Genomic DNA, 26583 nt, shown 5'->3' on the forward strand with positions numbered 1-26583 from the left:
GCCGGGCGGCGGCGCGGCGTCGCGCGGCGCGGCGTCCGGCGATCCGGTGTCAGGCGGCGGCATCGGCGGCCTCCTCGCGCCGGACGGCGGCGACCTGCGCCGCGTAGGCGTCCAGCCCCTCCGCGCCGCCGCCGGGGAACCCGGTGAGGCCGGGGAGCAGGTCACCGAAGGCGTTGACCTCGCCGACGGCGAAGCGGTGCCAGCCGGTGCGCGGGAGCAGGTCGACGCCCACGCACAGGGTGCGCGGGAAGCAGGCCGCGGCCCGCTCGCAGGTCTCCAGCGCGTCCCGCCAGCGTCCGCCGGCAGCCTCGACGGCCGTGCGGGCGCGGGCCAGGTCGCCGCGCCGCCCGCCGAGGTGCAGGTTCGTCATCGGGTGCCGACTGGTGCGGACGACCGCGTGGGTGGCGCGTCCACCGACGACCACCACCCGCAGGTCCGCCGCCCGGCCGTGCTGCGCGGCCTTGGGCAGCCACTGCTCGAGGTGGAGGCCGTCCGGGGCGAGGACATCGACCAGGCGGGCGATCTCCCGCTCGGTGCGCAGCGTCCGCACCCGTAGCGAGTTGAACAGCCTTCCGTCTCCGTCCTGTTCGGCGGAGGTGACGGCCTGCATGCGCCCCCCGGGGCCGCGTGCCCAGGCCACGACGCCGGACGCGGACGAGCCGTGCGCGGGCTTGAGGAAGGCCCGTCGCAGGCCGGCGCCGTCCAGCAGCCCGCGCACCTCCTCCCAGCAGGAGGGTCGGGGAGCCCGCGGCCCCGAGGTGGGCGACGCGGGCACGGTGACGCCCGCGGCCGCCGTCACACCGTGACACAGCCGCTTGTCGAACAGCACGGCCAGTTCGCCCGGGTCGTCGAGCAACCGGGCGCCCGCCTCCCGGGCGGCGCGGCCGATGCCGTCCACCGCCGCGGTGAAGGCCCGGTACCAGCGGGCGGTGCCCTCGACCCGGGCCCCGTCGGCCGTACCGCGCAGCAGCCGGTCGGCCTCGGCGTCCTCGCCGGGCGAGTCGATGCGCACGGTCTCCCCCGCACGGAACGACGCGCCCGCGCGCAGCACGTCGGCCCACGGCAGCACCCTCGGCGCCGGCAGGCCGGCGGCCCGTACGGCGTCGGCGAACAGCGTCACCCGGCGGTTGGCCGGATTCCCCACCACCGCGAACCGGGTGGCGCGGCCGCTACTCGGCGACGGCGACATAGCGGTAGGTCTCGCCCCGGTACTCGTCCGGCTTCGTCTGCTCGGACACGTCCACCCGGACACCCGGGAACGCCTCAGGAAGAGCCGCGGTCATCGCGTCGGAGAGGAAGTGGAAGTGCAGGTCGAGACGCCGCAGGTGGGACAGGGCCGCGCGTCCCTTGAGCAGCGCCTCGCCGCCGGTGTCGGTGAGTACGCCCATGGACAGGCTCAGCGAGGAGAGCCGCGCGAGGATCGGTGCGGCCACCACCGCTGGGGCGATCTCGTCCTGGATCGGGCTGTTCTGGATGCCGAGGTGACGCAGGCGCGGCAGCCGCTCGCCGCTCAGGACGGGCGCCAGGTCCGCCACCCCGGTGTCGCCGCCGTAGTTCGGGTCGCCCAGCCACAGTTCGAGGTGCTCCAGGGCGGGCAGGTCGCTCTCGCCGATGCCCCGCACCACTTCGCGGGGCAGCCCGCCGGTCTCGACTATCAGCGTGTGCAGCGCGTCGTGGCGCAGGGAGGGGAAGCGCAGGCCCGTGCCGCCGCGTATGCCCAGCACCTCGAGGCCGGGGAAGGCGTGCAGCAGCGGCGTCACGTCGTCGTGCTCGATCCAGGAGATCTCGTTCTGCTCCTGGTCCTGGTCGCCGAGGAAGAAGGCGCGCAGCGAGGTCAGGCGGTCCTTGGCGCCGGTGATCAGCCCGACCACGGCGGAGGAGTCGTTCTCGTAGCACTCACCCCACACGCCGACGAGGAGGGCGCGGACCGCCGACAGGTCGACCTGGCGGGTGAAGCGCTCCCAGCACTCCTGGAACGATTCGTCGTCGTCCCCGTACGGGTCGACCGACAGTCGCCAGGCCACCGCGTCGGCGGCGGGCAGTTCCTTCCGGTCGCCGGGCGCCGGGAAGTCCCATACCGGCAGACCGCCCAGCTCTTCCATGAGCCCCACTCCGGACATCGTGTCTCCGTTCGTACCCCGTGGCGAATGACGCTCTGTCTATCAGGCGGGTCTGACAGGCGGTTCGGCAGGCGTGGGCAGGGTCGGCAGCCTTCGGCAGGCGGCCGCAGACGAAGGAGGCGCGGGCGGTGGCCGGCGGGCGGGACGCGCGCCGGGGCACGCCGAAGCCCGGCGCGCCGTGTGGGGGTGCGGCGGGCCGGGCTCCGGGAGGTGTGCGGCGTCAGTGGGCCTCGGCGACCGCGGCGGGCACCTTGTCGGCGTACTGCGGGGCGTCGGCGGCGGAGATGCCGAAGATCGACACGGCCTGGTAGTAGGTCCACGCGGTGGCGTCGCAGGAAGCCTTCGTGGCCCCGGAGTAGCCGTTGCAGACGCGCTTCAGGTCCTCGTAGAAGGCGCTGTCGATACGCGACTTGTTGGCGTCGAACTGGCCCTCGGCCTTGTAGTTGCGGTAGCCGAAGTCATGACGGATGCACGAGTTCTCGAACGGGAAGCCGAACGGGTTGTCCGGCGAGCTGCTGCACTTGTCGGTGCCCCAGTCGAAGCCGTACTGGGCGTACGAGCCCTGGTTCGCCCGGGCGCTGTGGAACGCGGACGAGCTGGACGAGCTGGTCTGGCTCCAGTCCGACATGAGCTGGAGCTTGGTGGCCGCATTGGCGGGCGCGGCGAGAGCGAGCACGGCGGCAGCACTCGTTGCCACGGACATGCCAAAAATGGACCGACGACGCATCCGTTCCTCCGAGGGGGGGAAGGCGGCCCGATGAGGCCGCGGACGAAGGGAGTCACGCCTCTCCCGGCGTGCGGAGAAGCCCGGCCAGTGTCCACGGCCGCACTGTCACATCGCCGTCAACACACTGACACCGCAGGTCGGATGGGTGACGCGGGCCACTCCCCGGGATCCGCCGCGTTCCCGCCGGGGGCTCAGGCGGTGACGTCGCGCGCGGTGAAGCGGGCCCACGCGGCGGAGCCGAACACCGCGACGTACAGGGCCTGGAGGCCGAGGTTCCGCCACACCGGCTCCCACAGGACGGGGTCGCGCAGAAGGTCCGCGAAGGACAGCCAGTGGTGCGGGAAGAGGTAGGGGTGCACGGCGTCCAACTGCGGGATCTGGTCCAGGATCTGCACGGTGATCAGCAGCCCCACGGTCGTCGCCATCGCCGCGATGCCGCTGTTGGTCAGGGTCGAGACGAACAGGCCGATCGCCGCCAGGCCGAGCAGCGACGCCGCGACCACGAGCGCGATGGCCAGCGCCCGCAGCAGTCCCTGGGCCAACGGCACGGAGGTGCCGGACAGCAGCGTCACGTCGCCGAGCGGGAACAGCAGCGCGCCCACCGCCAGCGCGGAGAGCGCCACCACGAGGGTCGCCGCGATGCAGAACACCGCCACCGAGACGAACTTGGCCAGCAGCAACCGGGTGCGGCCCGCCGGCGCGACGAGCAGGTACCGCAGCGTCCCCGCGTGGGCCTCCCCCGCGACGGAGTCGCCGGCGATCACGCCGACCGCCATCGGCAGGAAGAACGGCAGGGTGGCGGCCAGCGCCGTGAAGACCAGGAAGAGGCCGTTGTTGGTGACCTGGGTGATGAACGCCGGTCCGCCCCCGCCGCTTCCGCCGCCCGAACCGTCGTCGCCCGTCTCGATCTTCACCGCGATACCCACCAGCGCGGGCACGGCGACGAGCACGCCGAGCAGTGCCAGGGTCCGCCAGCGGCGGAAGGTGAGGACGATCTCGCTGCGGAGCAGACCGGACGGCCGCAGCAGCCGCCGTCCGGGCGCCGGGGCGGCCGGCCGCGGCGTGCCGCCCCGGGTGAGTTCAGCCTGCGACATCGAAGCCCTCCCCGGTGAGTGCGACGAACGCGTCCTCCAGCGAGGCGTTCTCCTGGCCGAAGGCCCGGACGCGTACGCCCGCACGGACCAGTGCCGCGTTGAGGTCGGCGAGGTCGAGCGGGTCGCCGTCCGGGGCTCCCGCGCCCGCGCCGGCCGCGGCCCCGTCGGCTCCGGCGTCGCCGTGCGCCGGTGCCGGTGCCGGTGCCGGCAGTTCGCCGGTGACCCGGTTCTCCTCGACCGTGACGTCGGTGACGCCGTGCTCCTTCAGGAGGCGGGCGGCCTCCGCGGTGTCGGGGGTACCGACGGCCAGCCGGCCGCGTACGCCCGCCGACATCTCGGCGACCGTGCCCTGCGTGACGAGCCTCCCCCGGTGCATCACGGCGGTGTGCGTGCACACCTGCTCGATCTCGTCCAGCAGATGGGAGGAGAGGAAGACGGTGATGCCGCCCGCGGCCAGTTCGCGGACCAGGGCGCGGATCTCCCGCATGCCCTGCGGGTCCAGGCCGTTGGTCGGCTCGTCCAGCACCAGCAGTTCCCGCGGCTGGAGCAGGGCGGCGGCGAGGCCGAGCCGCTGCTTCATCCCCAACGAGTACGCCCGCGCCTTCTTGCCGGCCGCCGCCGCGAGGCCGACGCGCTCCAGCGCCTCCCCCACCCGCGCGGGCCGCGTACGGGGGTCGGCGTCCGGGTCGGCGGCGTCGTACCGCAGCAGGTTGTCCCGGCCGGAGAGGAACCCGTACAGGGCCGGACCCTCGATCAGGGCGCCGACGCGCGGCAGCACCCGGCGGGCGGCCGACGGCATCGGCTCGCCCAGCAGCCGCGCGGTGCCGCGCGTCGGCTCGATGAGGCCGAGCAGCATGCGGATGGTCGTGGTCTTGCCCGAGCCGTTCGGCCCCAGGAAGCCGAAGACGCTCCCGCGCGGCACGGCGAGGTCCAGGCCGTCGACGGCGAGCTGACCGCCGCGGTAGCGCTTGGTCAGCCCGGACGTCTCGACGACCGTGGCGGTTTCCGCCGCTCCCGCCGCGTCTGCCATCCCGCCTCCGCCCGCTTCCCCGAGAGTGGTCCGGTGAGTCGGCCCCGCGTGCCGCCGCCGGCCGGCCGTGGAGCGCCGGGCCGGCGGCGGCACGCGGGCCGGTGCTACTTCGCCTCGTTCGCGGCCTCGACGAGGCCCTCCTTGGTGACGGCACCCGCGTACACCGTGCCGTCGTCCGTGATCAGGACGTTGAACAGGCGCGTCTCGAAGACCCGGCCGGTCCCGAAGTCACCGTTCACCTTGTCGGTGAAGCCGTCCAGCATCCGCTGCGCGCGCGGGTCGCCCAGGTCGTCGAGACCGGACAGAGCCTTGCCGCCCTTGCCCTCGCCCTTCACCTCGGGCGCCTCGACGCGGGCCACCGTGCCCCAGCCGTCGCCCAGCATCTCCAGACCGCCGTCGCCGAACTCGGGCAGGGCGCCGTTCATCGGCCCGTCGAGGTCCTTCGGCTTCTGCGAGCCCTTCGCGCCGTGGTCGAGCTTCTTCTCCGTGACGTCCGCGCCCTTCGGGGGTTCGAAGGTGAAGGTGCCGGCGTCCGGCCGGGCGAAGTCGACCTCGGTGTAGGCGACGTCGACGATCGCCTTGCCGCCCTCGTCCGGCATCAGCCGGACGCTGAGCGGCGCGCCGTTCTCGGCGTCCACGGCGATGCGCAGCGAGCCGACCGTGGAGTGCGCGGCGTCCTTCGGCGCGACGACCAGCTGGTACGCGTCCCGGCCGGCCACCTTGGCGGTGCCGTCCACGGTCACCGACGTCGACTCGTCCGCGAGGTCGAGGGCCTTCTGTGCGGCCTCCTTCGGCGTGAGGTCGCCGAGACCGTCGGGCAGTTCGTGCTTCCCGCCGGCCTTTCCGCGGTCGTCGGCCCCCTCGGGGGCGACGGCGTGGAACGCGGAGTTCGACGCACTGTCGTACGCCCACAGTTCGTCACCGTTGCGGATCATGCTGTACTCGGCGGCGTCCTCCACGAGGGAGACGCGCTGCTTCTCGGGGCCGTCGGCGGCCACCCGCAGCGTGTGCTCGCCGGAGGCCAGCTCCATCAGCTTGGCGGTCGGCGCCGCGGGGCTCTTCTCCGCCCCCTCGCCCTGCTGCTGTCCGGCGTCGCCCTCCGAGGAGCGGTCGCCGCCGAACGGGCTCCCGCCCTGGTCGCCGCCACCGCCGCCGAGGCCGTCCGGCAGCGCCGGCAGGCCGAGGTCGGTCTGGACCCGTACGGTCCCGGACAGCTGGTCCACGTCGGAGGCGGCCATCTTGGCCACCAGCTCCTCGGCGGTGATCTTCGGCAGGTCGGGGGCGCCGCTGTCCGCGAGGGCCGGCACCAGGCCGATCGTCGCCGCGGCGAGGCCCGCCACGGCGACCGGTACGCCGTAGCGGACGGCCTTGCGGCGTGGTCCCCGCGTGCCCGGGACGCCCGGTACGGAGTCCTCCCCCTGGCCGTCGTCGGCCGGGTTGTGCGGTTGGATCTGTGCCATGTGAGCCCTACCTCCGTCGTCGGCGGCGGTCGTGCGGGTCATGCGGGTCGCGCCCGGTCGCACGGGTCCATCCCAGCCGCCATTGTCACCCGAGTCGGTGCGGGATGGTCACTCCATACGACCAGATCCACTGAGGGTGGGACGTCCGCCGAGGGGAGCAAGTTCCCGTACGCCCACGGGAGGAGACGGGTACCCCCGCGGGGCGGCTTCTCCCGTGTGCGTGTGCGGGCCACGGGTTTCCGGGGCTCCGTCCTTCCGGCCCGGGCACGGGCACCGGTCCTCCCGCGCCACGGGCGTCCGCGCCCGGAGGAGGGCTGCGGAGGCGTAGGGGAGCAGCCGGGGGTGGTGGAGGTCGCCGTCCCGGCCGGGCCGGAGGTGGGACCGGCCCCGGTCCCGGTCACGACGGAGTACGAGGGCTCCGGAGGCGGTGGGCCCCGAGGGGGAAGCGCTCAGCCCGCGCGGTGGACGACCGCGGCGCAGAGGTCGGACAGGGCCGCCCTGGCCGGTCCCTCCGCCAGGGGCTCCAGCATGGCCCGCGCCTCGTCCGCGTACCGCACGGTGTCCCGCCGGGCCTGCACCATCGCCGGGTGCGCCCGCAGCCCCGCCAGGGCGTCCGCGAGACGGGCGTCGTCGTCGAGGTCGCCCTCGAGCAGCGCCAGCAGGGCGCGGTCCTCCGGCGAGCCGCCCGCCTCGGCGAGGGCCCGCAGGTGCAGCACGGGCAGCGTGGCGATGCCCTCGCGCAGGTCCGTGCCGGGCGTCTTGCCGGACTCGTGGGAGTCGCTGGCGATGTCCAGGACGTCGTCCGCCAGCTGGAACGCGGTGCCGATCCGCTCGCCGTACTGGGTGAGGACGGAGATCGTCCGCTCGTCGGCCCCCGCCATCATGGCGCCGAAACGGCAGGCCACGGCGATCAGCGAGCCGGTCTTCCCGGAGAGGACGTCGAGGTAGTGGTCGATGGCGTTCTGACCGGCAGACGGGCCGGCGGTCTCCAGGATCTGGCCGGTGACCAGCCGCTCGAACGCCTGGGCCTGGATGCGTACGGCCTCCGGACCGAGGTCGGCGAGGACCTGGGAGGCGCGGGCGAAGAGGAAATCACCGGTGAGCACGGCGACGGAATTGTCCCAGTTCGCGTTGGCGCTGGCCACGCCGCGGCGCACGGCGGCCTCGTCCATCACGTCGTCGTGGTAGAGGGTCGCGAGGTGGGTCAGCTCGACCACCACCGCTGAGGGGACCACGCCCGGCGCGTGCGGGTCGCCGAACTGCGCCCCGAGCATCACCAGCAGCGGCCGGAACCGCTTGCCGCCTGCCCGTACGAGGTGCTGGGCAGCACCCGTTATGAACGGCACGTCGCTCTTGGTGGCCTCGAAGAGGCCCTCTTCGACGGCCGCCAACCCCGCCTGGACATCGGCTTCGAGGGCCGTGTCCCGCACGCTCAGCCCGAAGGGCCCGACGACGGTCACGAGGGGTACTCCTGTCTACGCGGCTTGTTCGCATCATCCGCACCGGCGCGGCGGCAGTTGCCGCCGTCACGGGCAGCGTAGCCGGTCGCGGAACGATCACGACCGGCGCGTACCCCCCGCGCGCCCGGCCGGGCGGACGGCTGCGCCCGCCCGGTCGATACGCTGCCCGGTGGGCGCCTCCCCGGACGTGCCCGAGCCCTGACCGGCGACGAACCTCGAAGGCGAGGCACCTGAGACGATGACCGAAGCCATCCCGTTCGACCTGCCCGGAGACGACCTCTTCGGCCTCGACAACCTGCCGTACGGCGTCTTCACCACCTCCGACGCCCCGGACCTGCGCCGCATCGGGGTGCGCTTCGGCTCGCACGTGCTGGACGCCGGCGCCGCCGCCGAGGCGATGGGCTCCGCGCACGCCGAGCTGCTGAAGGCCCCCACCCTGAACCCGCTGATGGCCGCGGGACGGCCGGCCTGGCAGGCGGTCCGCGCGGACCTGCAGAACTGGCTGGGCGACCCCGGGCACCGCGCGACGGTCGGCGGCCACCTCGTTCCGCTGGCCGACGTCACGCTGCACCTGCCGTTCGAGGTCGCCGACTACGTCGACTTCTACGCCAGCGAGCACCACGCCACCAACGTCGGGAAGATCTTCCGGCCCGACGGCGACCCGCTCACCCCGAACTGGAAGCACCTGCCGATCGGGTACCACGGCCGGTCCGGCACCGTCGTGGTGTCCGGCACGCCTGTGGTGCGACCGCTGGGGCAGCGCAAGCCCAAGGACGCGCCCGCACCCTCCTTCGGCCCCTCGCAGCGGCTGGACATCGAGGCCGAGGTCGGTTTCGTCGTCGGCACCCCCTCGGCGATGACGACGCGCGTGGGCCGGGAGGACTTCCGCGAGCACGTCTTCGGCGTGTGCCTGCTCAACGACTGGTCCGCGCGCGACCTGCAGGCCTGGGAGTACGTGCCGCTGGGGCCGTTCCTCGGCAAGTCCTTCGCCACCTCCGTCTCCGCCTGGATCACGCCGCTGGAGGCGCTGGAGCAGGCCCGCACCGAGCCGCCGGCCCGCGACGTCCCGCCGCTCCCCTACCTGGACGACAGCGGGGAGAAGGACGGCCTGGACATCCGGATCACCGTGACGCTGAACGGCGAGGAGGTCTCCGAGCCGCCGTTCTCCGCGATGTACTGGACGGCCGCGCAGCAGCTCGCGCACATGACGGTGAACGGCGCCTCGCTGCGCACCGGAGACCTCTTCGCCTCCGGCACGGTCAGCGGCCCGGAGCCGGACCAGCTCGGCTGCCTGCTGGAGCTCACCGCCGGCAAGGGCCCCTTCCTCTCCGACGGCGACGAGGTCGTCCTCACGGCCTGGGCGCCGGGCCCGAACGGCACCCGCATCGGCCTGGGCGAGGTCTCCGGAACGATCGCCGCGGCCCCCGCGGAGTAGCCCGTCCGGACCGCTGTCCAGCCCCCGGGAGAGCGTTCGTCGTCACAGCCGCGCACGCGCGCCCCCTGCTAGTTTGTCGTGACCCTGCACACACTCGGGTACGGCATTCGTATGGGAGGGGCGCGCGTGCGCAGAACACGGCTCGGCCTCGGCGCGGCCGCGGGCACCGCGGCGCTGGCACTGCTGATAGGCGGCTGCGGCAGCGACGGCGGCGACGGCTCCGACGGCGGCAAGGACAAGGACCAGGGCTCCACGTCCACCGGCGGTGGCTCGGGCGACGGCGGTTCCGGGGGCGGCGACGGCGGCAAGGACGACGGCGGCTCCGACGGCGGCACCACCCAGGGCGAATCCTCGGGGGGCGGTGCGGACACCGGCGGGGACGGCGGCTCGGGCGACGGCGGATCAGGGGGCGGCGACGACGCGGCGGCGCCCTTCCAGGGCCCCTGGGCCTCCGGAATGAAGGGCGCCGAGGGCGAACTGCTGGTCCTCATCTTCAACGGCACCGAGGTCTCGCTCGCCGGCCCCGAAGTGGCCTGCCAGGGCACGCTGAAGGCCGGCGACGGCCCGGCGAAGCTGGACCTGAAGTGCCGCGACGCGAACGCCGGCTACACCTCCGGTACCGTCACCGAGATCGACGACAAGGGCCTCACAGTGAAGTGGGGGTCGGGCAGGACCGCGGAGTTCGTGAAGGGCGCCGCCCCGGTCGGTCCCCCCGAGTGACGCCGTGACGCCGAGCTGTCACCCCCGCCTGTTAGGTTGCTCCGTGACCTGATCACTACGGAGGGGAACCACGTGCGCACAACGGCACGCGTGTCGGGGGCGGCCGCGGTCGTCGCGGCCGCCCTGTTGCTGACCGGCTGCGGCAGCGACGGCGGCGGGGAGAACAGCGACAAGGGCGGCGCGGAGCAGTCGTCCGGCGAGGGCGGCGCGTCCGCGCTGAAGGGCGCCTGGCTCTCCGGCGAACTCACCGACCGGGACCACAAGATCCTCGTGTTCGTCGAGACGGGCGGCAACGTCAACCTCTCCGCCGAGGACGCCGCCTGCACCGGCACCTACGCCGCGGACGCCGACCCGGTGACGCTGGAGATGGTGTGCGCGAAGGGCTCCGGCTTCGAGAAGGGCACCGTCGAGAGCGTCGACGGCGACACCCTCACCCTCGCCTGGGAGTCCGGCGGGAGCGACACCTTCACCCGCGCGGAGAGCTCCCTGGAGGACCTGCCGACCGAGATGCCGTCGGACCTCCCCACCGCGGAGATCCCGGACCTCCCGTCGGACCTGCCCAGCGGCCTGCCGGAGTAGCGGCCCCGGGGCAGGCGCCCGCACGAACGCCGGACGGCCCGCCACCCCCGAAGGGGTGGCGGGCCGTCCGGCGTTCACGTCGCAACAGCGCTACCGAACGAAGACGCTCGCCTGGCCTGCCAGGTCCAGGAAGTACTGCGGCGCCACACCGAGCACCACGGTCACCGCGACGCCGAGGCCGATGGCCGACATCGTCAGCGGGCTCGGCACGGCGACGCTCGGCCCGTCCGCCTTCGGCTCCTGGAAGAACATCAGCACGATCACGCGGACGTAGAAGAACGCCGCGATGGCCGAGGAGATGACGCCGACCACCACGAGCGCGCCCGCGCCGCTCTCCGCCGCGGCCTTGAACACCGCGAACTTGCCGGTGAAGCCGGAGGTCATCGGAATGCCCGCGAACGCCAGCAGGAACACCGCGAACACGGCCGCGACCAGCGGCGAACGGCGGCCCAGCCCGGCCCACTTGGACAGGTGCGTGGCCTCGCCGCCCGCGTCGCGCACCAGCGTCACGACGGCGAACGCGCCGAGCGTGACGAAGGAGTACGCCAGCAGGTAGAAGAGCACCGAGGAGACGCCGTCCTCCGAGGTGGCGATCACACCGGCGAGGATGAAGCCCGCGTGCGCGATGGAGGAGTACGCCAGCAGCCGCTTGATGTCGGTCTGGGTGATGGCGACGATCGCGCCGCCCAGCATGGTGACGACGGCGACGCCCCACAGCACCGGCTCCCAGTCCCAGCGCAGGCCCGGCAGCACCACGTACAGCAGCCGCAGCAGGGCGCCGAAGGCGGCGACCTTGGTGGCGGCGGCCATGAAGCCGGTGACCGGGGTCGGGGCGCCCTGGTAGACGTCCGGGGTCCACATGTGGAACGGCACCGCGCCGACCTTGAAGAGCAGGCCCATCAGCACCATCGCCCCGCCGATCAGCAGCAGCACGTCGTTGCCCATGGTGCCCGCCAGCGCGGGGTCGGTGGTCGGGTTCGCGTTGCCGACGACCCGCGCGATGCTCGCGTAGTCCACGGCGCCCGCGTAGCCGTACAGCAGCGCGATGCCGAAGAGCATGAAGGCGGACGAGAAGGCTCCCAGCAGGAAGTACTTCACCGCCGCCTCCTGCGACAGCAGGCGGTTGCGGCGGGCCAGCGCGCACAGGATGTACAGCGGGAGGGAGAAGACCTCCAGCGCGATGAAGAGCGTCAGCAGGTCGTTGGCGGCCGGGAAGACCAGCATGCCGCCGATCGCGAACAGGGCGATCGGGAACACCTCGGTGGTGGTGAACCCGGCCTTCACCGCGTCCCGTTCGCCCTGCCCGCCCGGAACGGCGGCGGCCTGCGCGGCGAACGAGTCCACCGGCCGGCCGTGGGCGGACGGGTCCAGCCGTCGTTCGGCGAAGGTGAACACCGCGACCAGGCCGACCAGCAGCACCGTGCCCTGGAGGAACAGCGCCGGGCCGTCCACCGCGATGGCGCCCATCGCGGCGAGCTGGGCCTGGTCGGTGGCGAAGCCGTTCAGCCCCAGCGCCAGCACCGCCGCGAAGGCGGAGGCCAGCGCGGCCACGGTCAGCAGCGCCTGTGCGCCGTACCGGAACCTGCGGGGCAGGAACGCCTCGATGAGGATGCCGACGATCGCCGCGCCGAGCACGATCAGCGTCGGGGAGAGCTGGGCGTACTCGATTTTCGGTGTCGGGATGCTCCCGGGTTCGGCCGCCTGTGTCCACAGGCTGTGGACGGCGTGCGTCGTACTCAGAGCGCTCACTTGGCGGCCTCCACCTCAGGAGCAGGGTCCTTCTTCTGCACGTCGGACATGGTGTGCTCGACCGCGGGGTTGACGATCTCGGTCAGCGGCTTCGGGAAGACGCCGAGGAAGACCAGCAGCGCGATCAGCGGCGCGGCGACCACGAGTTCCCGGACCTTGAGGTCCTTCATACCGCTGACCTCCGGCTTCACCGGCCCGGTCATGGTGCGCTGGTACAGCACCAGCACGTACAGCGCGGCGAGCACGATGCCGGCGGTCGCGATGATCCCGATGACCGGGTAGCGGCTGAAGGTGCCGACCAGCACCAGGAACTCGCTGACGAACGGCGCCAGTCCGGGGAGCGACAACGTCGCCAGACCGCCGATCAGGAACGTGCCCGCCAGTACGGGGGCGACCTTCTGCACACCGCCGTAGTCCGCGATCAGGCGCGAGCCGCGGCGGGTGATGAGGAAGCCGGCGACGAGCAGCAGCGCGGCCGTGGAGATGCCGTGGTTGACCATGTACAGCGTCGCGCCGCTCTGCCCCTGGGTCGTCATGGCGAAGACGCCCATGATGATGAACCCGAAGTGCGAGATGGACGCGTACGCGATCAGCCGCTTCATGTCGCGCTGGCCGACGGCGAGCAGCGCGCCGTAGATGATGCTGACCAGGGCCAGCACCAGCACCACCGGAGTGGCCCACTCGCTGGCGTTCGGGAACAGCCCGAGGCAGAAGCGGAGCATCGCGAAGGTGCCGACCTTGTCGACCACGGCGGTGATGAGAACGGCCACCGGTGCGGTGGACTCCCCCATCGCGTTGGGGAGCCAGGTGTGCAGCGGCCACAGCGGCGCCTTCACCGCGAAGGCGAAGAAGAAGCCGAGGAAGAGCAGCCGTTCGGTGCCGGCCGACATCTCCAGCTCGCCGTTCGCCCGGGCCTCGATGATCGCCTGGAGCGAGAAGGTGCCCTCGCCGAGCTGGTCGGCGGTGACCGCGTACAGGCCGATCACCGCGGCCAGCATGATCAGACCGCCGGCCAGGTTGTAGAGCAGGAACTTGACCGCCGCGTACGACCGCTGCCGTGACGCCTCCTCCTCGCCCGCCGCGTGGGCGCGGTCGCCGAAGCCGCCGATGAGGAAGTACATCGGGATGAGCATGGCTTCGAAGAACAGGTAGAAGAGGAAGACGTCCGTGGCCAGGAACGAGACGATCACCATCGCCTCGACGGCCAGGATCAGCGCGAAGAAGCCCTGGGTGGGCCGCCAGCGGCGGTTCGCCTGCTCGCCCTCCAGAGCGTCCGCGTCGTGCCAGCCGGCGAGGATCACGAACGGGATCAGCAAGGCGGTCAGGGCGACCAGCACGGCGCCGATGCCGTCCACGCCCAGCTCGTAGCGGACGCCGAAGTCGGCGATCCAGGCGTGGCTCTCGGTCAGCTGGTACCGGTCGCCGCCGGGGTCGAAGCGGACCAGGACCACGGCCGCGAGCACGACCGTGGCGAGCGAGAACAGCAGCGCCAGCCACTTGGCGGCCGTCCTCTTCGCGGCGGGCACGGCGGCGGTGGCGATCGCACCGATCGCCGGGACTGCGGCCGTGACCGTCAGCAGGGGAAATGACATCTCAGACCGCCCTCATCAGCAGGGTGGCGGCGACGAGCACCGCCGCACCGCCGAACATCGAGACCGCGTAGCTGCGCGCGAACCCGTTCTGGACGCGGCGCAGCCGGCCGGAGAGACCGCCGAACGTGGCGGCGGTGCCGTTGACGGCCCCGTCGACCACCGAGTGGTCGAGGTAGACCAGGCCGCGCGTCAGGTACTCGCCGGGCTTGACCAGGGCGACGTGGTTGAAGTCGTCCTGGAGCAGGTCCCGGCGGGCCGCACGGGTGAGCAGGCTGCCGCGCGGCGCCGTGACGGGCACCGGACGGCGGCCGTACTGGAACCACGCCACGGCGACGCCGATCACCATGCAGGCGACGGTGGCCGCGGTGATCGACCAGATCGGGATCGGCGGGTGCGGGTGCTCGAAGCCGGTCACCGGCTCCAGCCAGTGCACGAACCGCTCGCCGATGGCGAAGAACGCGCCGCCGAACACCGAACCGACGGCCAGCACGATCATCGGGATGGTCATCGTCTTCGGCGACTCGTGCGGGTGGACGGCGTTCTCGCCCTCCTCGCTCCAGCGCTTCTCGCCGAAGAAGGTGAGCAGCATGACCCGGGTCATGTAGTACGCCGTGAGGGCCGCGCCCAGCAGGGTCACCGAACCGAGGATCCAGCCCTGCGCGCCGCCCTTGCCGAAAGCCGCCTCGATGATGAGGTCCTTCGAGAAGAAGCCGGACAGGCCGGGGAAGCCGATGATGGCCAGGTAGCCCAGGCCGAAGGTGATGAAGGTGATCGGCATGTACGTCCGCAGGCCGCCGTAACGCCGCATGTCGACCTCGTCGTTCATGCCGTGCATCACCGAGCCGGCGCCGAGGAACAGCCCGGCCTTGAAGAAGCCGTGCGTCACCAGGTGCATGATGGCGAACGCGTAGCCGATCGGGCCGAGCCCGACCGCCAGCATCATGTAGCCGATCTGCGACATGGTCGACCCGGCCAGGGCCTTCTTGATGTCGTCCTTGGCACACCCGACGATCGCACCGAACAGCAGCGTCACCGCGCCGACGGTCACCACGGCGGTCTGCGCGGTGGGGGTGGCGTCGAAGAGCACCCCGGAGCGGGCGATCAGGTACACGCCGGCGGTGACCATGGTGGCGGCGTGGATGAGGGCCGAGACCGGGGTCGGGCCCTCCATCGCGTCGCCGAGCCAGGACTGCAGCGGCACCTGCGCGGACTTGCCGCAGGCCGCGAGCAGCAGCATCAGGCCGATGGCCGTGAGCGTGCCCTCGCTCGCCCCGTCCACGCTGCCCAGCACCGGCCCGAAGGCGAAGGTGCCGAAGGTGGTGAACATCAGCATGATCGCGATGGACAGGCCGACGTCACCGACGCGGTTGACGAGGAACGCCTTCTTCGCCGCGGTCGCCGCGCTGGGCTTGTGCTGCCAGAAGCCGATCAGCAGGTACGAGGCCAGGCCCACGCCCTCCCAGCCGACGTACAGCAGCAGGTAGTTGTCGGCGAGCACCAGCAGCAGCATCGCCGCGAGGAACAGGTTCAGGTAGCCGAAGAACCGGCGCCTGCGCTCGTCGTGCTCCATGTAGCCCACCGAGTACAGGTGGATCAGCGAGCCGACGCCCGTGATGAGGAGGACGAACGTCATGGACAGCTGGTCGAGCTGGAAGGCGACGTCGGCCTGGAAGCCGTTCACCGGAATCCAGCTGAACAGGTGCGAGGTCAGGGTGCGGTCCTCGGCGTCCCGGCCGAGCATGTCGGCGAAGAGCACCAGCCCGAGCACGAACGAGGCACCGGCCAGGGCGGTGCCCAGCCAGTGTCCCGTCCGGTCGAGCCTGCGTCCTCCGCAGAGCAGGACGGCCGCGCCGAGGAGCGGAGCTCCGACGAGCAGCCCGATGAGTGATTCCACTTACTGAACTCCTTACAGCTTCATCAGGCTGGCGTCGTCGACCGAGGCCGAGTGGCGGGAGCGGTAGAGCGTGACGATGATCGCCAGGCCGACGACCACCTCCGCGGCGGCGACGACCATGGTGAAGAAGGCGATGATCTGGCCGTCGAGGTTGCCGTGGATCCGGGAGAACGCGATCAGCGCGAGGTTCGCGGCGTTGAGCATCAGCTCCACGCACATGAACACCACGATGGCGTTCCGCCGGATGAGTACGCCCGACGCGCCGATGGTGAACAGCAGCGCGGCGAGGTAGAGGTAGTTGACCGGGTTCACTTCGCCTCCTCCTTCTCGCCGTCGCGGTCGCCGTCACGGTCGCGGTCTCGGTCGCCGTCGTCCGCGCGCCCGGCCTGGCGGCCCGCCTCGCGGGAGGCGTCGTTGTCCCGGCCCAGGTACGCGTCGGTGCGCTGTTCCAGCTCCGCCAGGTCGCGGAGCGCCTCGCCGGACACGTCGCGGACCTGGCCGCGGCTGTGCAGGGTGTCGCTGACCGTGAGCGCGGACGGGGTGCCGTCGGGCAGCAGGCCGGGGATGTCCACGGCGTTGTGCCGTGCGTACACGCCCGGGGCCGGCAGCGGCGGCACGTGCTTGTTCTCCCGCACGCGCTTCTCGGCGAGTTCGCGCTGCGTCAGACGGCGCTCGGTGCGCTCCCGGTGCGTGAGCACCATCGCGGCGACGGCCGCGGTGACCAGCAGGGCACCGGTGATCTCGAAGGCGAACACGTACTTGGTGAAGAGCAGGGCGGCCAGGCCCTGTACGTTGCCGCCCTCGTTGGCCTGCGCCAGGCCGTTGAAGCTGGTGACCGACGCGTTGCCGAGGCCGCCGATCAGCAGGACGCCGAAGCCGAGGCCGCAGAGCGCGGCCATCCAGCGCTGACCCTTGATGGTCTCCTTCAGCGAGTCGGCGGCGGTGACGCCGACGAGCATCAGCACGAAGAGGAAGAGCATCATCACGGCGCCGGTGTAGACGACGACCTGCACGACGCCCAGGAAGTAGGCGCCGTTGGAGAGGTAGAACACCGCGAGGACGATCATCGTGCCGGCGAGGCACAGCGCGGAGTGCACCGCGCGCTTCATCAGCACGGTGCCCAGCGCGCCCAGTACGGCGACCGTGCCGAGCACCCAGAACTGCGCGGCCTCGCCGGTGGAGGTGATGGTGAGTGCCAGCTCGTTCATCGCGCGCCCTCCGCGCCCTGCGGGCCGGCTGCCTGACCGCCGGAGGCGGAGGCCGTCTGTGCCGGCGCCGTGTCCGTCGGGTCGCCCTCGGGGCGGTCCGCGTCGGAGACGGGGGCGGAGGCGGCGGGCTCCATGGGCCCGAAGGTGTCGGCGGACGCCTGGGGTGCGCCGCCCGCGTGCACCTCCTGCGGCACGGTGCCCGGGGCGGCCTCGGTGACCAGGCCGCTGTAGTAGTCCTTCTCCGTCATGCCCGGGTAGATCGCGTGCGGCGAGTCGACCATGCCCTCCTGGAGTCCCGCGAGCAGCTCCTCCTTGGTGTAGATGAGCGATTCGCGGGAGGAGTCGGCGAGTTCGTAGTCGTTGGTCATGGTCAGCGCGCGGGTGGGGCACGCCTCGACGCACAGGCCGCACAGGATGCAGCGCAGGTAGTTGATCTGGTAGACGCGGCCGTACCGCTCGCCCGGGGAGTAGCGCTCCTCGTCGGTGTTGTCCGCGCCCTCCACGTAGATCGCGTCGGCCGGGCAGGCCCAGGCGCAGAGCTCGCAGCCGACGCACTTCTCCAGCCCGTCCGGGTGGCGGTTGAGCTGGTGCCGACCGTGGAAGCGGGGCGCCGTGGGCTTCTTGTACTCGGGGTACTGCTCGGTCAGCCGCTTCTTGAACATGGCCTTGAAGGTCACGCCGAAGCCGGCCACGGGGTTCTCAGGCACCGTCGGCCTCCCTTCCATCGTGATTCCCGTCCTGGGCGTCGCCGGACTCCGCGGCCGTGCCGACCAGTTCGCGGTCCGCGCGGGACCTGCGCCGGGGCACGGGCGGGAGGGTCTGGCCGGGCAGCGGCGGCACGGGGTAGCCGCCGGCCATCGGGTCGAAGCCGGTTTCCTCGGCGGCGCGTTCCTCCTGCTCCTCCGCCTGCTTGTCGGCGCGGTCGCGGAAGACGTCGACGACGAAGGAGAGCAGCAGCAGGACCAGGACGCCGCCGCCGACCCAGTACACGATGTCGGTGAAGGCGTAGTTCTCGTTCCGCATCGCGCGGACCGCGGCGACCAGCATCAGCCAGGCCATCGAGACCGGGATGAGGACCTTCCAGCCCAGCTTCATGAACTGGTCGTAGCGGACGCGCGGCAGGGTGCCGCGGAGCCACACGAAGCCGAACAGCATCAGTACGAGCTTCCCGGTGAACCAGAGCAGCGGCCACCAGCCGTGGTTGGCGCCCTCCCACACCGTGGAGATCGGCGCCGGGGCCCGCCAGCCGCCCAGGAAGAGGGTGACCGCGAGCGCGGAGACGGTGACCATGTGGATGTACTCGCCGAGCATGAACATCGCGAACTTGATCGACGAGTACTCGGTGTTGAAGCCGCCGACCAGGTCGCCCTCGGACTCCGGCATGTCGAACGGGGCACGGTGCGCCTCGCCGACCATCGCCACCATGTAGATGAGGAACGACACGGGCAGCAGCACCGCGAACCAGCGGTCGTCCTGCGCGTCCACGATGGCCGAGGTGGACATCGAGCCGGAGTGCAGGAAGACGGCGGCGAAGCTCAGGCCCATGGCGACCTCGTAGGAGATCACCTGGGCGGTGGCGCGGACGCCGCCGAGCAGGGGGTAGGTCGAGCCGGAGGACCAGCCGGCCAGCACCGTGCCGTAGGCCGCGATGGAGGCGGTGGCCAGGATGTAGAGCACGGCCACCGGCATGTCGGTGAGCTGCATCGCGGTGCGCGTGCCGAAGATCGACACCTCGTTGCCGGGCGGGCCGAACGGGATGACCGCGATGGCCATGAAGGCCGGGATCGCGCCGATGATCGGGGCCAGGATGAAGACGGCCTTGTCGGCGCGCTTGACGACGATGTCTTCCTTGAGCATCAGCTTGATGCCGTCGGCCAGCGACTGGAGCATGCCCCAGGGGCCGTGCCGGTTGGGGCCGATGCGCAGCTGCATCCAGGCGACGACCTTGCGCTCCATGACGATGGAGATCAGCACGGTCAGCATCAGGAAGGCGAAGCAGAAGACCGCCTTGAGGCCGATCAGCCACCACGGGTCCGTGCCGAAGGGCGACAGGTCCTCGGCGGCGAGCAGGACGCTCCCCTCCGGGCCCGACGCGATGTGGGCGAGGGTGTTCACGCGTCCACCTCCTGGCGGCCGGCGCCGCCTGCGGCACCGATCTTGACGAGGTCGCCCGGGCGGGCGCCGGTGTCGGGCGTCACGCCGCGGCCGGCGGAGTTCATCGGGAGCCACACCACGTGGTCCGGCATGTCCGGGGTGACCCGGAGCGGGAACTCCACCGTTCCGGCCGGTCCGGTGACGGCCAGGACGTCGCCGTCCTTCACGCCGGTGGCCTCGGCCGTGGGGGCCGAGAGCCGGGCGAGCGCCGCGTGCCGGGTACCGGCCAGTGCCTCGTCGCCCTCCTGGAGCCGGCCCTGGTCGAGCAGCAGCCGGTGGCCGGCGAGCACCGCCTCGCCCTTGCCGGGCTGCGGCGCGGACGCGGACCGTTCGTTCGGCGCGGTGGCCTGCGCGTCGCCCGACGCGCCGCCGAGGCGGTCGAGTTCGCGGCGCGCGGCCCGTACGTCGGGCAGGCCGAGCGGCTTGCCGAGCGCGTCGGCGAGCATGTGCAGCACCCGGCCGTCCGGCGTCACGTGGCGGCGGGTCATCTGGTCGGGCTTGATGGCCGCCTCGAACATCCGGGCCCGGCCCTCCCAGTTGAGGAAGGTGCCGGACTTCTCGACGACCGCCGCCACCGGCAGCACCACGTCGGCGTGCTCGGTGACGTGCGACGGCCGCAGTTCCAGGCTGACCAGGAAGCCGACCTCGTGCAGCGCGTCGGCGGCACGGGCCGGGTCGGGCAGGTCGGCGACCTCGACGCCGCCCACGACCAGCGCGGACAGTTCGCCGGTCGCGGCGGCCTCCACGATGGCTCCGGTGTCCCGCCCGTAGGCGCTGGGCAGGTCGTCCACGCCCCAGGCGCGGGCGACCTCCTGGCGGGCGCGCGGGTCGGTGGCGGAACGGCCGCCGGGCAGCAGCGACGGGATGGCGCCGGCCTCGACCGCGCCGCGTTCGCCGGCCCGGCGCGGAATCCACATCAGGGCGGCGCCGGTGGCGGTGGCGGTGCGCAGGGCGGCGGTCAGGGCGCCCGGCACGGCGGCGAGCCGTTCGCCGACCAGGATGACCGCGCCCTCGGTGCGCAGCGCCTCGGCGGCCTGCTTGCCGGCGCTCTCCAGGCCGACTCCGCCGGCCAGGCCGTCCAGCCACTCGGTCTCGGTGCCGGGCGCGGCGGCCAGCAGCGTGCCGCCCGCCTTCTCCAGGCCGCGGGTGGCGTGAGTGGCGAGCGCGAAGGTGCGCTGGCCGTGCTTGCGGTGGGCCTTGCGCAGCCGGAGGAAGACGCCGGGCGCCTCCTCCTCGGCCTCCAGCCCGGCGAGCAGGACGACGGGGGCCTTCTCCAGCGCGGTGTAGGTGACCCCGAGGCCGTCCAGGTCGCGGCCGTGGCCGGCGACGTGGGCGGCGAGGAAGTCGGCCTCCTCGGCGGAGTGGACGCGGGCCCGGAAGTCCACGTCGTTGGTGCCGAGCACGGCGCGGGCGAACTTGGCGTACGCGTAGGCGTCCTCGACGGTGACGCGTCCGCCGGTCAGCACGCCGACCCGGCCCTGCGCCGCGGCCAGGCCCTTCGCCGCCGCCTCCAGCGCCTCGGGCCAGCTGGTGGCCTCCAGTTCACCGGTCTCGGCGTCGCGCACCAGAGGCGCGGTGAGCCGGTCGTGGCGCTGACCGTAGCGGAAGCCGAAGCGGCCCTTGTCGCAGATCCACTCCTCGTTGACCTCGGTGTCCTCCGCGGCCATCCGGCGCATGACCTTGCCGCGCCGGTGGTCGGTACGGGTGGCGCAGCCGCCGGCGCAGTGTTCGCAGACGCTGGGGGTGGAGACGAGGTCGAACGGGCGGGAGCGGAACCGGTAGGCGGCCGAGGTGAGGGCGCCGACCGGGCAGATCTGGATGGTGTTGCCGGAGAAGTACGACTCGAAGGGGTCGCCCTCGCCGGTGCCCACCTGCTGGAGCGCGCCGCGTTCCAGCAGCTCGATCATCGGGTCGCCGGCGACCTGGTTGGAGAAGCGGGTGCAGCGGGCGCACAGCACGCAGCGCTCGCGGTCCAGCAGGACCTGCTTCGAGATCGGCACCGGCTTCTCGAAGGTGCGCTTCCTGCCCTCGAAGCGGGACTCGGCGGAGCCCGCGGACATCGCCTGGTTCTGCAGGGGGCACTCGCCGCCCTTGTCGCAGACCGGGCAGTCCAGCGGGTGGTTGATGAGCAGCAGCTCCATCACGCCGCGCTGTGCCTTGTCGGCGACCGGGGAGGTGAGCTGCGTCTTCACCACCATGCCGTCGGTGCAGGTGATCGTGCAGGACGCCATCGGCTTGCGCTGGCCCTCCACCTCGACGATGCACTGCCGGCAGGCGCCGACCGGGTCGAGCAGCGGGTGGTCGCAGAAGCGGGGGATCTCGATGCCGAGCTGTTCGGCGGCGCGGATGACCAGGGTGCCCTTGGGCACGCTGATCTCGACGCCGTCGATGGTCAGCGAGATCAGGTCCTCGGGGGGAGGGGCCTGGCCGCCCCCGGAGGCGGGAGCGTTGCTGGTGACGGTCACGCGTTCACCTCCAGGTGAGCGGTCTTGCCGGTGGAGCCGTCGGCCCAGAGGGTCGACTTGGCCGGGTCGAAGGGGCAGCCGCCACCGGTGACGTGCTGCTCGTACTCCTCGCGGAAGTACTGCAGCGAGGAGAAGATCGGCGAGGCGGCGCCGTCGCCGAGGGCGCAGAACGACTTGCCGTTGATGTTGTCGGCGATGTCGTCGATCTTGTCGATGTCGTCCATCGACGCCTTGCCGGCCTCGAAGTCGCGGAGCAGCTGGACGAGCCAGTAGGTGCCCTCGCGGCAGGGCGTGCACTTGCCGCAGGACTCGTGGGCGTAGAACTCGGTCCAGCGGGTGACCGCCCGTACGACGCAGGTGGTCTCGTCGAAGCACTGGAGCGCCTTGGTGCCCAGCATCGATCCGGCCGCTCCGACGCCCTCGTAGTCCAGCGGCACGTCCAGGTGCTCGTCGGTGAGGATCGGGGTGGAGGAACCGCCGGGCGTCCAGAACTTCAGCCGGTGACCGGGCCGCATGCCGCCGCTCATGTCGAGGAGCTGCCGCAGCGTGATGCCGAGCGGCGCCTCGTACTGGCCGGGGCGGGCGACGTGGCCGCTGAGCGAGTAGAGCGTGAAGCCGGGGGACTTCTCGCTGCCCATCGAGCGGAACCACTCCTTGCCCTTGTGCAGCAGGGCGGGAACGGAGGCGATGGACTCCACGTTGTTCACCACGGTGGGGCAGGCGTACAGGCCGGCGACCGCGGGGAAGGGCGGGCGCAGCCGGGGCTGGCCGCGGCGCCCCTCCAGCGAGTCGAGCAGCGCGGTCTCCTCGCCGCAGATGTACGCGCCGGCACCGGCGTGGACGGTGATGTCCAGCGGCTTGCCCTTGCCGAGGGCGTCCTTGCCGAGGTAGCCCGCCGCGTACGCCTCGCGTACCGCCTCGTGCAGGCGGCGGAGGACGGGGACGACCTCGCCGCGCAGGTAGATGAAGGCGTGGTGGGACCGGATCGCGTGGCAGGCGATGATCATGCCCTCGATGAGGGAGTGCGGGTTGGCGAAGAGCAGCGGGATGTCCTTGCAGGTGCCCGGCTCCGACTCGTCGGCGTTGACGACCAGGTAGTGCGGCTTGTCGTCGCCCTGCGGGATGAACTGCCACTTCATGCCCGTGGGGAAGCCCGCGCCGCCGCGGCCGCGGAGGCCGGAGTCCTTGACGAAGGCGATGAGGTCGTCGGGGTCCATGGCCAGCGCCTTGCGCAGGCCTTCGTACCCGTCGTGCCGCTTGTAGGTCTCCAGCGTCCAGGCGTCGGGCTGGTCCCAGAAGGCCGAGAGCACCGGGGAGAGGAGCTTCTCGGGGGACTCGGTGGTCATCACTTGCCCTCCTCGGCGACCGGCCCGGTCGGATTGTCGGGGTCGGACTCGGCACTCGGCTGCGGGGCGTCATGCGAGCTTTCGTGGCCGGCGGGGGGTTCGGGGCCGCGCGGCGTGGTGCCGCCGGGGCCGGACGCCTCGGTGCCTGCGTCGCGGCCTGCCGCCTTGCCGCCGCCGTTCCGCGGGGAGACGACGCGGGCCGGGGCCTCGGTCTCGCCCTTGGCGAGCCGGAGCCCGGCGAGCGAGGCGGGGCCGGCGCCGCCGGACTCGGCGACGGCGCCCTCGCGCTCGTCGGGGAAGCCGGCCAGGATGCGCGCGGTCTCCTTGAAGGTGCACAGCTTCGCGCCGCGGGTGGGGTGCACGTCGCGTCCGGCGCGCAGGTCGTCGACGAGGCGCTTGGCGGACTCGGGCGTCTGGTCGTCGAAGAACTCCCAGTTGACCATCACCACGGGCGCGAAGTCGCAGGCCGCGTTGCACTCGATGTGTTCGAGGGTGACCTTGCCGTCGTCGGTGGTCTCGTTGTTGCCGATCTCCAGGTGCTCCTGGAGCTCCTCGAAGATCGCGTCACCGCCCATGACCGCGCAGAGCGTGTTGGTGCAGACGCCGACCTGGTAGTCGCCGCTGGGCTTGCGCCGGTACATGCTGTAGAAGGTCGCGACCGCGGCGACCTCGGCGGTGGTGAGGGCGAGCATCTCGGCGCAGAAGCGCTGTCCGGTGCGGGTGACGTGGCCCTCTTCGGACTGCACCAGGTGCAGCAGCGGCAGCAGCGCGGACCGGCTGTCGGGGTAGCGGGCGATGACGTCCTTCGCGTCCTTCTCCAGCCGTGCCCGGACGTCCGCCGGGTAGTCGGGGGCGGGCATCGCGGGGATGCCCAGTTGCACGTCGGTCATCGGTCGACGCCTCCCATCACGGGGTCGAGGGACGCGACGGCCACGATGACGTCGGCGACCTGGCCGCCCTCGCACATCGCCGCCATCGACTGGAGGTTGGTGAAGGACGGGTCGCGGAAGTGCACCCGGTAGGGCCGGGTTCCGCCGTCGCTCACCGCGTGCACTCCGAGTTCGCCCTTGGGTGACTCGACTGCCGCGTACGCCTGGCCGGGCGGTACCCGGAATCCCTCGGTCACCAGCTTGAAGTGGTGGATGAGGGCCTCCATGGAGGTGCCCATGATGTTCCGGATGTGGTCCAGGCTGTTGCCCAGGCCGTCGGGGCCGAGCGCCAGCTGCGCGGGCCAGGCGATCTTCTTGTCGCCGACCATGACCGGGCCGGGCTCGAGCCGGTCGATGCACTGCTCGATGATGCGCAGCGACTGCCGCATCTCCTCGACGCGCAGCAGGAAGCGGCCGTAGGAGTCGCAGGTGTCGACGGTCGGGACGTCGAAGTCGTAGGTCTCGTATCCGCAGTACGGGTCGGTCTTGCGCAGGTCGTGCGGGAGGCCGGCGGAGCGGAGGATCGGGCCGGTGGCGCCGAGCGCCATGCAGCCGGCGAGGTCCAGGTAGCCGATGTCCTTCAGGCGTCCCTTGAAGACCGGGTTGCCGGTGCAGAGCTTGTCGTACTCCGGCAGGTTCTTCTTCATCTTCTTCACGAACTCGCGCAGCGCGTCGATGCTGCCCGGGGGCAGGTCCTGGGAGAGCCCGCCGGGCCGGATGTACGCGTGGTTCATGCGCAGGCCGGTGATCAGCTCGTAGAGGTCCAGGACCAGTTCGCGGTCGCGGAAGCCGAAGATCATGACGGTGGTGGCGCCGAGCTCCATGCCGCCGGTGGCGATGCACACCAGGTGGGAGGAGAGACGGTTCAGCTCCATCATCAGCACGCGGATGACGTTGGCGCGGTCCGGGATGTCGTCGGTGATGCCGAGCAGCCTCTCGACCGCCATGCAGTACGCCGTCTCGTTGAAGAACGGCGTCAGGTAGTCCATGCGCGTCACGAACGTGGTGCCCTGCGTCCAGGTCCGGTACTCGAGGTTCTTCTCGATGCCGGTGTGCAGGTAGCCGATGCCGCAGCGGGCCTCGGTCACGGTCTCGCCGTCGATCTCCAGGATGAGCCGGAGCACGCCGTGCGTGGACGGGTGCTGCGGGCCCATGTTGACGATGATCCGCTCGTCGTCGCTCGCTGCGGCGGCGGCGGCGAGCTCGTCCCAGTCGCCGCCGGTGACGTCGTAGACGGTGCCCTCGGTGGTCTCGCGGATTCCCGCCGTGGAATGTGTGGTGCTCATCAGCTGTACGACCTCCGCTGGTCGGGAGCGGGAATCTGGGCGCCCTTGTACTCCACGGGGATGCCGCCCAGGGGGTAGTCCTTGCGCTGCGGGAAGCCCTGCCAGTCGTCGGGCATCATGATCCGCGTCAGCGCCGGGTGGCCGTCGAAGACCAGGCCGAAGAAGTCGTACGTCTCACGCTCGTGCCAGTCGTTCGTCGGGTAGACCTCGACGACCGAGGGGACGTGCGGATCGGCGTCGGGTGCGGTGACCTCCAGCCGGATGATTCGGTTGTGCGTCAGCGAACGCAGGTGGTACACGGCGTGCAGCTCGCGGCCCTTGTCCTCGGGGAAGTGCACGCCGGAGACGCCGGTGCAGTACTCGAAGCGCAGCGCGGGGTCGTCCCGCAGGGTGCGGGCGACGCGCAGCAGGTGCTCGCGGGCGATGTGGAAGGTGATCTCGCCGCGGTCGACGACGGTCTTCTCGATGGCGTTCTCGGGGAGCAGGTCCTGCTCCTCCAGGGCGCCTTCGAGCTCGTCGGCGACCTCGTCGAACCAGCCGCCGTAGGGGCGCGCGCTCGCACCGGGGAGCCGCACGGTGCGCACCAGGCCGCCGTAGCCGGAGGTGTCGCCGCCCTGGCGGGGGCCGAACATGCCGCGGCGGACGCCGATGACCTCGCCGGAGTCGCCGCGGTGGCCGGGCAGGTTGTGCGCGTTCACGTCCTGGTCCGGGTTCGGTCCGTGGTCGCCGGCGGGCGTGCCGTCGGCCGAGTTGCCGTTGGCGGACTTGCCGTTGGCGGTCATCGCAGGAGCCCCTTCATCTCGATCGTCGGCAGGGCCTTGCGCGCCGCTTCCTCGGCCTCACGGGCCGCCTGCTCGCGGTTGACTCCGAGCTTCTCGTTCTGCACGTGCTCGTGGAGCTTGAGGATCGCGTCCATCAGCATCTCGGGCCGCGGCGGGCAGCCGGGCAGGTAGATGTCGACCGGGACGACGTGGTCCACGCCCTGCACGATCGCGTAGTTGTTGAACATGCCGCCGGAGGAGGCGCAGACGCCCATGGAGATGACCCACTTGGGGTTGGGCATCTGGTCGTACACCTGCCGCAGCACCGGGGCCATCTTCTGGCTGACCCGTCCGGCCACGATCATGAGGTCCGCCTGGCGCGGTGAGCCGCGGAAGACCTCCATGCCGAACCGGGCGAGGTCGTAGCGGCCCGCACCCGTCGTCATCATCTCGATGGCGCAGCAGGCGAGTCCGAACGTCGCCGGGAACATCGACGACTTGCGGACCCACCCGGCGGCCTGCTCGACGGTGGAGAGCAGGAAGCCGCTCGGCAGTTTCTCTTCGAGTCCCATTT

23 protein-coding genes are annotated in these 26583 nt (G+C 72.0%); 3 read left to right on the top strand and 20 right to left on the bottom strand.

All coding sequences use genetic code 11. The features are described from left to right. Positions 1–49: 49 nt before the first annotated feature. From K304_RS0115765 to K304_RS0115795, 7 genes are all read right to left on the bottom strand, one after another. Positions 50–1189 carry an STM4014 family protein gene (locus K304_RS0115765; protein ID WP_027764532.1) on the bottom strand — a complete coding sequence of 380 codons (1140 nt, stop codon included), beginning with the start codon at positions 1187–1189 and terminating at the stop codon, positions 50–52. Then, the gene (locus K304_RS0115770; protein ID WP_027764533.1) at positions 1170–2120 is read right to left on the bottom strand and encodes an STM4015 family protein; all 951 of its coding nucleotides are present in this window, start codon (positions 2118–2120) and stop codon (positions 1170–1172) included. The genes K304_RS0115765 and K304_RS0115770 overlap by 20 nt, the downstream gene beginning before the upstream one ends. A 220-nt stretch (positions 2121–2340) precedes the next feature. Continuing rightward, complete coding sequence (locus K304_RS0115775) at positions 2341–2847, bottom strand: phospholipase (protein WP_027764534.1); 507 nt, start codon at positions 2845–2847, stop codon at positions 2341–2343. 191 nt (positions 2848–3038) lie between these two features. Further along, complete coding sequence (locus tag K304_RS0115780; RefSeq protein WP_027764535.1) at positions 3039–3941, bottom strand: ABC transporter permease; 903 nt, start codon at positions 3939–3941, stop codon at positions 3039–3041. Next, the gene (locus K304_RS0115785) at positions 3928–4971 is read right to left on the bottom strand and encodes an ABC transporter ATP-binding protein (protein WP_027764536.1); all 1044 of its coding nucleotides are present in this window, start codon (positions 4969–4971) and stop codon (positions 3928–3930) included. The genes K304_RS0115780 and K304_RS0115785 overlap by 14 nt, the downstream gene beginning before the upstream one ends. A gap of 104 nt (positions 4972–5075) precedes the next feature. Next, the gene (locus K304_RS0115790; RefSeq protein WP_027764537.1) at positions 5076–6431 is read right to left on the bottom strand and encodes an outer membrane lipoprotein carrier protein LolA; all 1356 of its coding nucleotides are present in this window, start codon (positions 6429–6431) and stop codon (positions 5076–5078) included. A 449-nt stretch (positions 6432–6880) separates the two neighbouring features. Further along, positions 6881–7891, bottom strand: a complete 1011-nt coding sequence (locus K304_RS0115795; RefSeq protein ID WP_027764538.1) for a polyprenyl synthetase family protein — start codon at positions 7889–7891, stop codon at positions 6881–6883. Positions 7892–8129: 238 nt separating this feature from the next. Between K304_RS0115795 and fahA the strand changes: the two genes are divergently transcribed. From fahA to K304_RS29340, 3 genes are all read left to right on the top strand, one after another. Continuing rightward, positions 8130–9326, top strand: coding sequence for a fumarylacetoacetase (gene fahA, locus K304_RS0115800; protein WP_027764539.1), 1197 nt, complete (start codon positions 8130–8132; stop codon positions 9324–9326). Between the two features lie 126 nt (positions 9327–9452). Beyond that, positions 9453–10046: a hypothetical protein gene (locus tag K304_RS31740; RefSeq protein ID WP_051308507.1), complete on the top strand. Its 594-nt coding sequence runs from the start codon at positions 9453–9455 to the stop codon at positions 10044–10046. 72 nt (positions 10047–10118) lie between these two features. Beyond that, entirely contained in the window at positions 10119–10625 is a 507-nt protein-coding gene (locus K304_RS29340) for a hypothetical protein (RefSeq protein ID WP_037790671.1), read from the top strand. Positions 10626–10715: 90 nt separating this feature from the next. On the opposite strand, the gene nuoN is transcribed toward K304_RS29340, so the two are convergent. The 13 genes from nuoN to K304_RS0115875 are packed head-to-tail and all read right to left on the bottom strand — an operon-like array spanning position 10716 to position 26581. Further along, positions 10716–12365, bottom strand: coding sequence for an NADH-quinone oxidoreductase subunit NuoN (nuoN, locus tag K304_RS0115815; RefSeq protein WP_027764540.1), 1650 nt, complete (start codon positions 12363–12365; stop codon positions 10716–10718). Between the two features lie 5 nt (positions 12366–12370). After that, a complete protein-coding gene (locus K304_RS0115820; protein WP_027764541.1) occupies positions 12371–13966 on the bottom strand; it encodes an NADH-quinone oxidoreductase subunit M in 1596 nt (531 codons plus the stop codon). Position 13967: 1 nt separating this feature from the next. Next, positions 13968–15860, bottom strand: a complete 1893-nt coding sequence (gene nuoL, locus K304_RS0115825; RefSeq protein ID WP_027764542.1) for an NADH-quinone oxidoreductase subunit L — start codon at positions 15858–15860, stop codon at positions 13968–13970. A 12-nt stretch (positions 15861–15872) separates the two neighbouring features. Continuing rightward, positions 15873–16172 carry an NADH-quinone oxidoreductase subunit NuoK gene (gene nuoK / locus K304_RS0115830; RefSeq protein WP_027764543.1) on the bottom strand — a complete coding sequence of 100 codons (300 nt, stop codon included), beginning with the start codon at positions 16170–16172 and terminating at the stop codon, positions 15873–15875. Further along, a complete protein-coding gene (locus tag K304_RS0115835) occupies positions 16169–17068 on the bottom strand; it encodes an NADH-quinone oxidoreductase subunit J (protein WP_027764544.1) in 900 nt (299 codons plus the stop codon). The genes nuoK and K304_RS0115835 overlap by 4 nt, the downstream gene beginning before the upstream one ends. Next, positions 17065–17793 (bottom strand): NADH-quinone oxidoreductase subunit NuoI, encoded by a 729-nt coding sequence (gene nuoI, locus K304_RS0115840; RefSeq protein WP_037790673.1) that lies wholly within the window; start codon positions 17791–17793, stop codon positions 17065–17067. The genes K304_RS0115835 and nuoI overlap by 4 nt, the downstream gene beginning before the upstream one ends. Continuing rightward, positions 17768–19183, bottom strand: coding sequence for an NADH-quinone oxidoreductase subunit NuoH (gene nuoH, locus K304_RS0115845; protein WP_078529193.1), 1416 nt, complete (start codon positions 19181–19183; stop codon positions 17768–17770). The genes nuoI and nuoH overlap by 26 nt, the downstream gene beginning before the upstream one ends. Beyond that, on the bottom strand, positions 19180–21687 hold the full coding sequence (locus K304_RS0115850; RefSeq protein ID WP_027764547.1) for an NADH-quinone oxidoreductase subunit G: 2508 nt from the start codon (positions 21685–21687) through the stop codon (positions 19180–19182). The genes nuoH and K304_RS0115850 overlap by 4 nt, the downstream gene beginning before the upstream one ends. Then, positions 21684–23033 (bottom strand): NADH-quinone oxidoreductase subunit NuoF, encoded by a 1350-nt coding sequence (gene nuoF, locus K304_RS0115855; protein ID WP_027764548.1) that lies wholly within the window; start codon positions 23031–23033, stop codon positions 21684–21686. Before nuoF ends, K304_RS0115850 begins: the two co-directional genes overlap by 4 nt. Beyond that, positions 23033–23923, bottom strand: coding sequence for an NADH-quinone oxidoreductase subunit NuoE (nuoE, locus tag K304_RS0115860; RefSeq protein WP_027764549.1), 891 nt, complete (start codon positions 23921–23923; stop codon positions 23033–23035). Before nuoE ends, nuoF begins: the two co-directional genes overlap by 1 nt. Continuing rightward, the gene (locus K304_RS0115865) at positions 23920–25248 is read right to left on the bottom strand and encodes an NADH-quinone oxidoreductase subunit D (RefSeq protein ID WP_027764550.1); all 1329 of its coding nucleotides are present in this window, start codon (positions 25246–25248) and stop codon (positions 23920–23922) included. The genes nuoE and K304_RS0115865 overlap by 4 nt, the downstream gene beginning before the upstream one ends. Beyond that, positions 25248–26030 carry an NADH-quinone oxidoreductase subunit C gene (locus K304_RS0115870; RefSeq protein ID WP_051308509.1) on the bottom strand — a complete coding sequence of 261 codons (783 nt, stop codon included), beginning with the start codon at positions 26028–26030 and terminating at the stop codon, positions 25248–25250. The genes K304_RS0115865 and K304_RS0115870 overlap by 1 nt, the downstream gene beginning before the upstream one ends. Then, complete coding sequence (locus K304_RS0115875) at positions 26027–26581, bottom strand: NuoB/complex I 20 kDa subunit family protein (protein WP_027764552.1); 555 nt, start codon at positions 26579–26581, stop codon at positions 26027–26029. The genes K304_RS0115870 and K304_RS0115875 overlap by 4 nt, the downstream gene beginning before the upstream one ends. Between the last annotated feature and the right edge of the window lie 2 nt (positions 26582–26583).

The organism is Streptomyces sp. CNS606 (assembly GCF_000426325.1).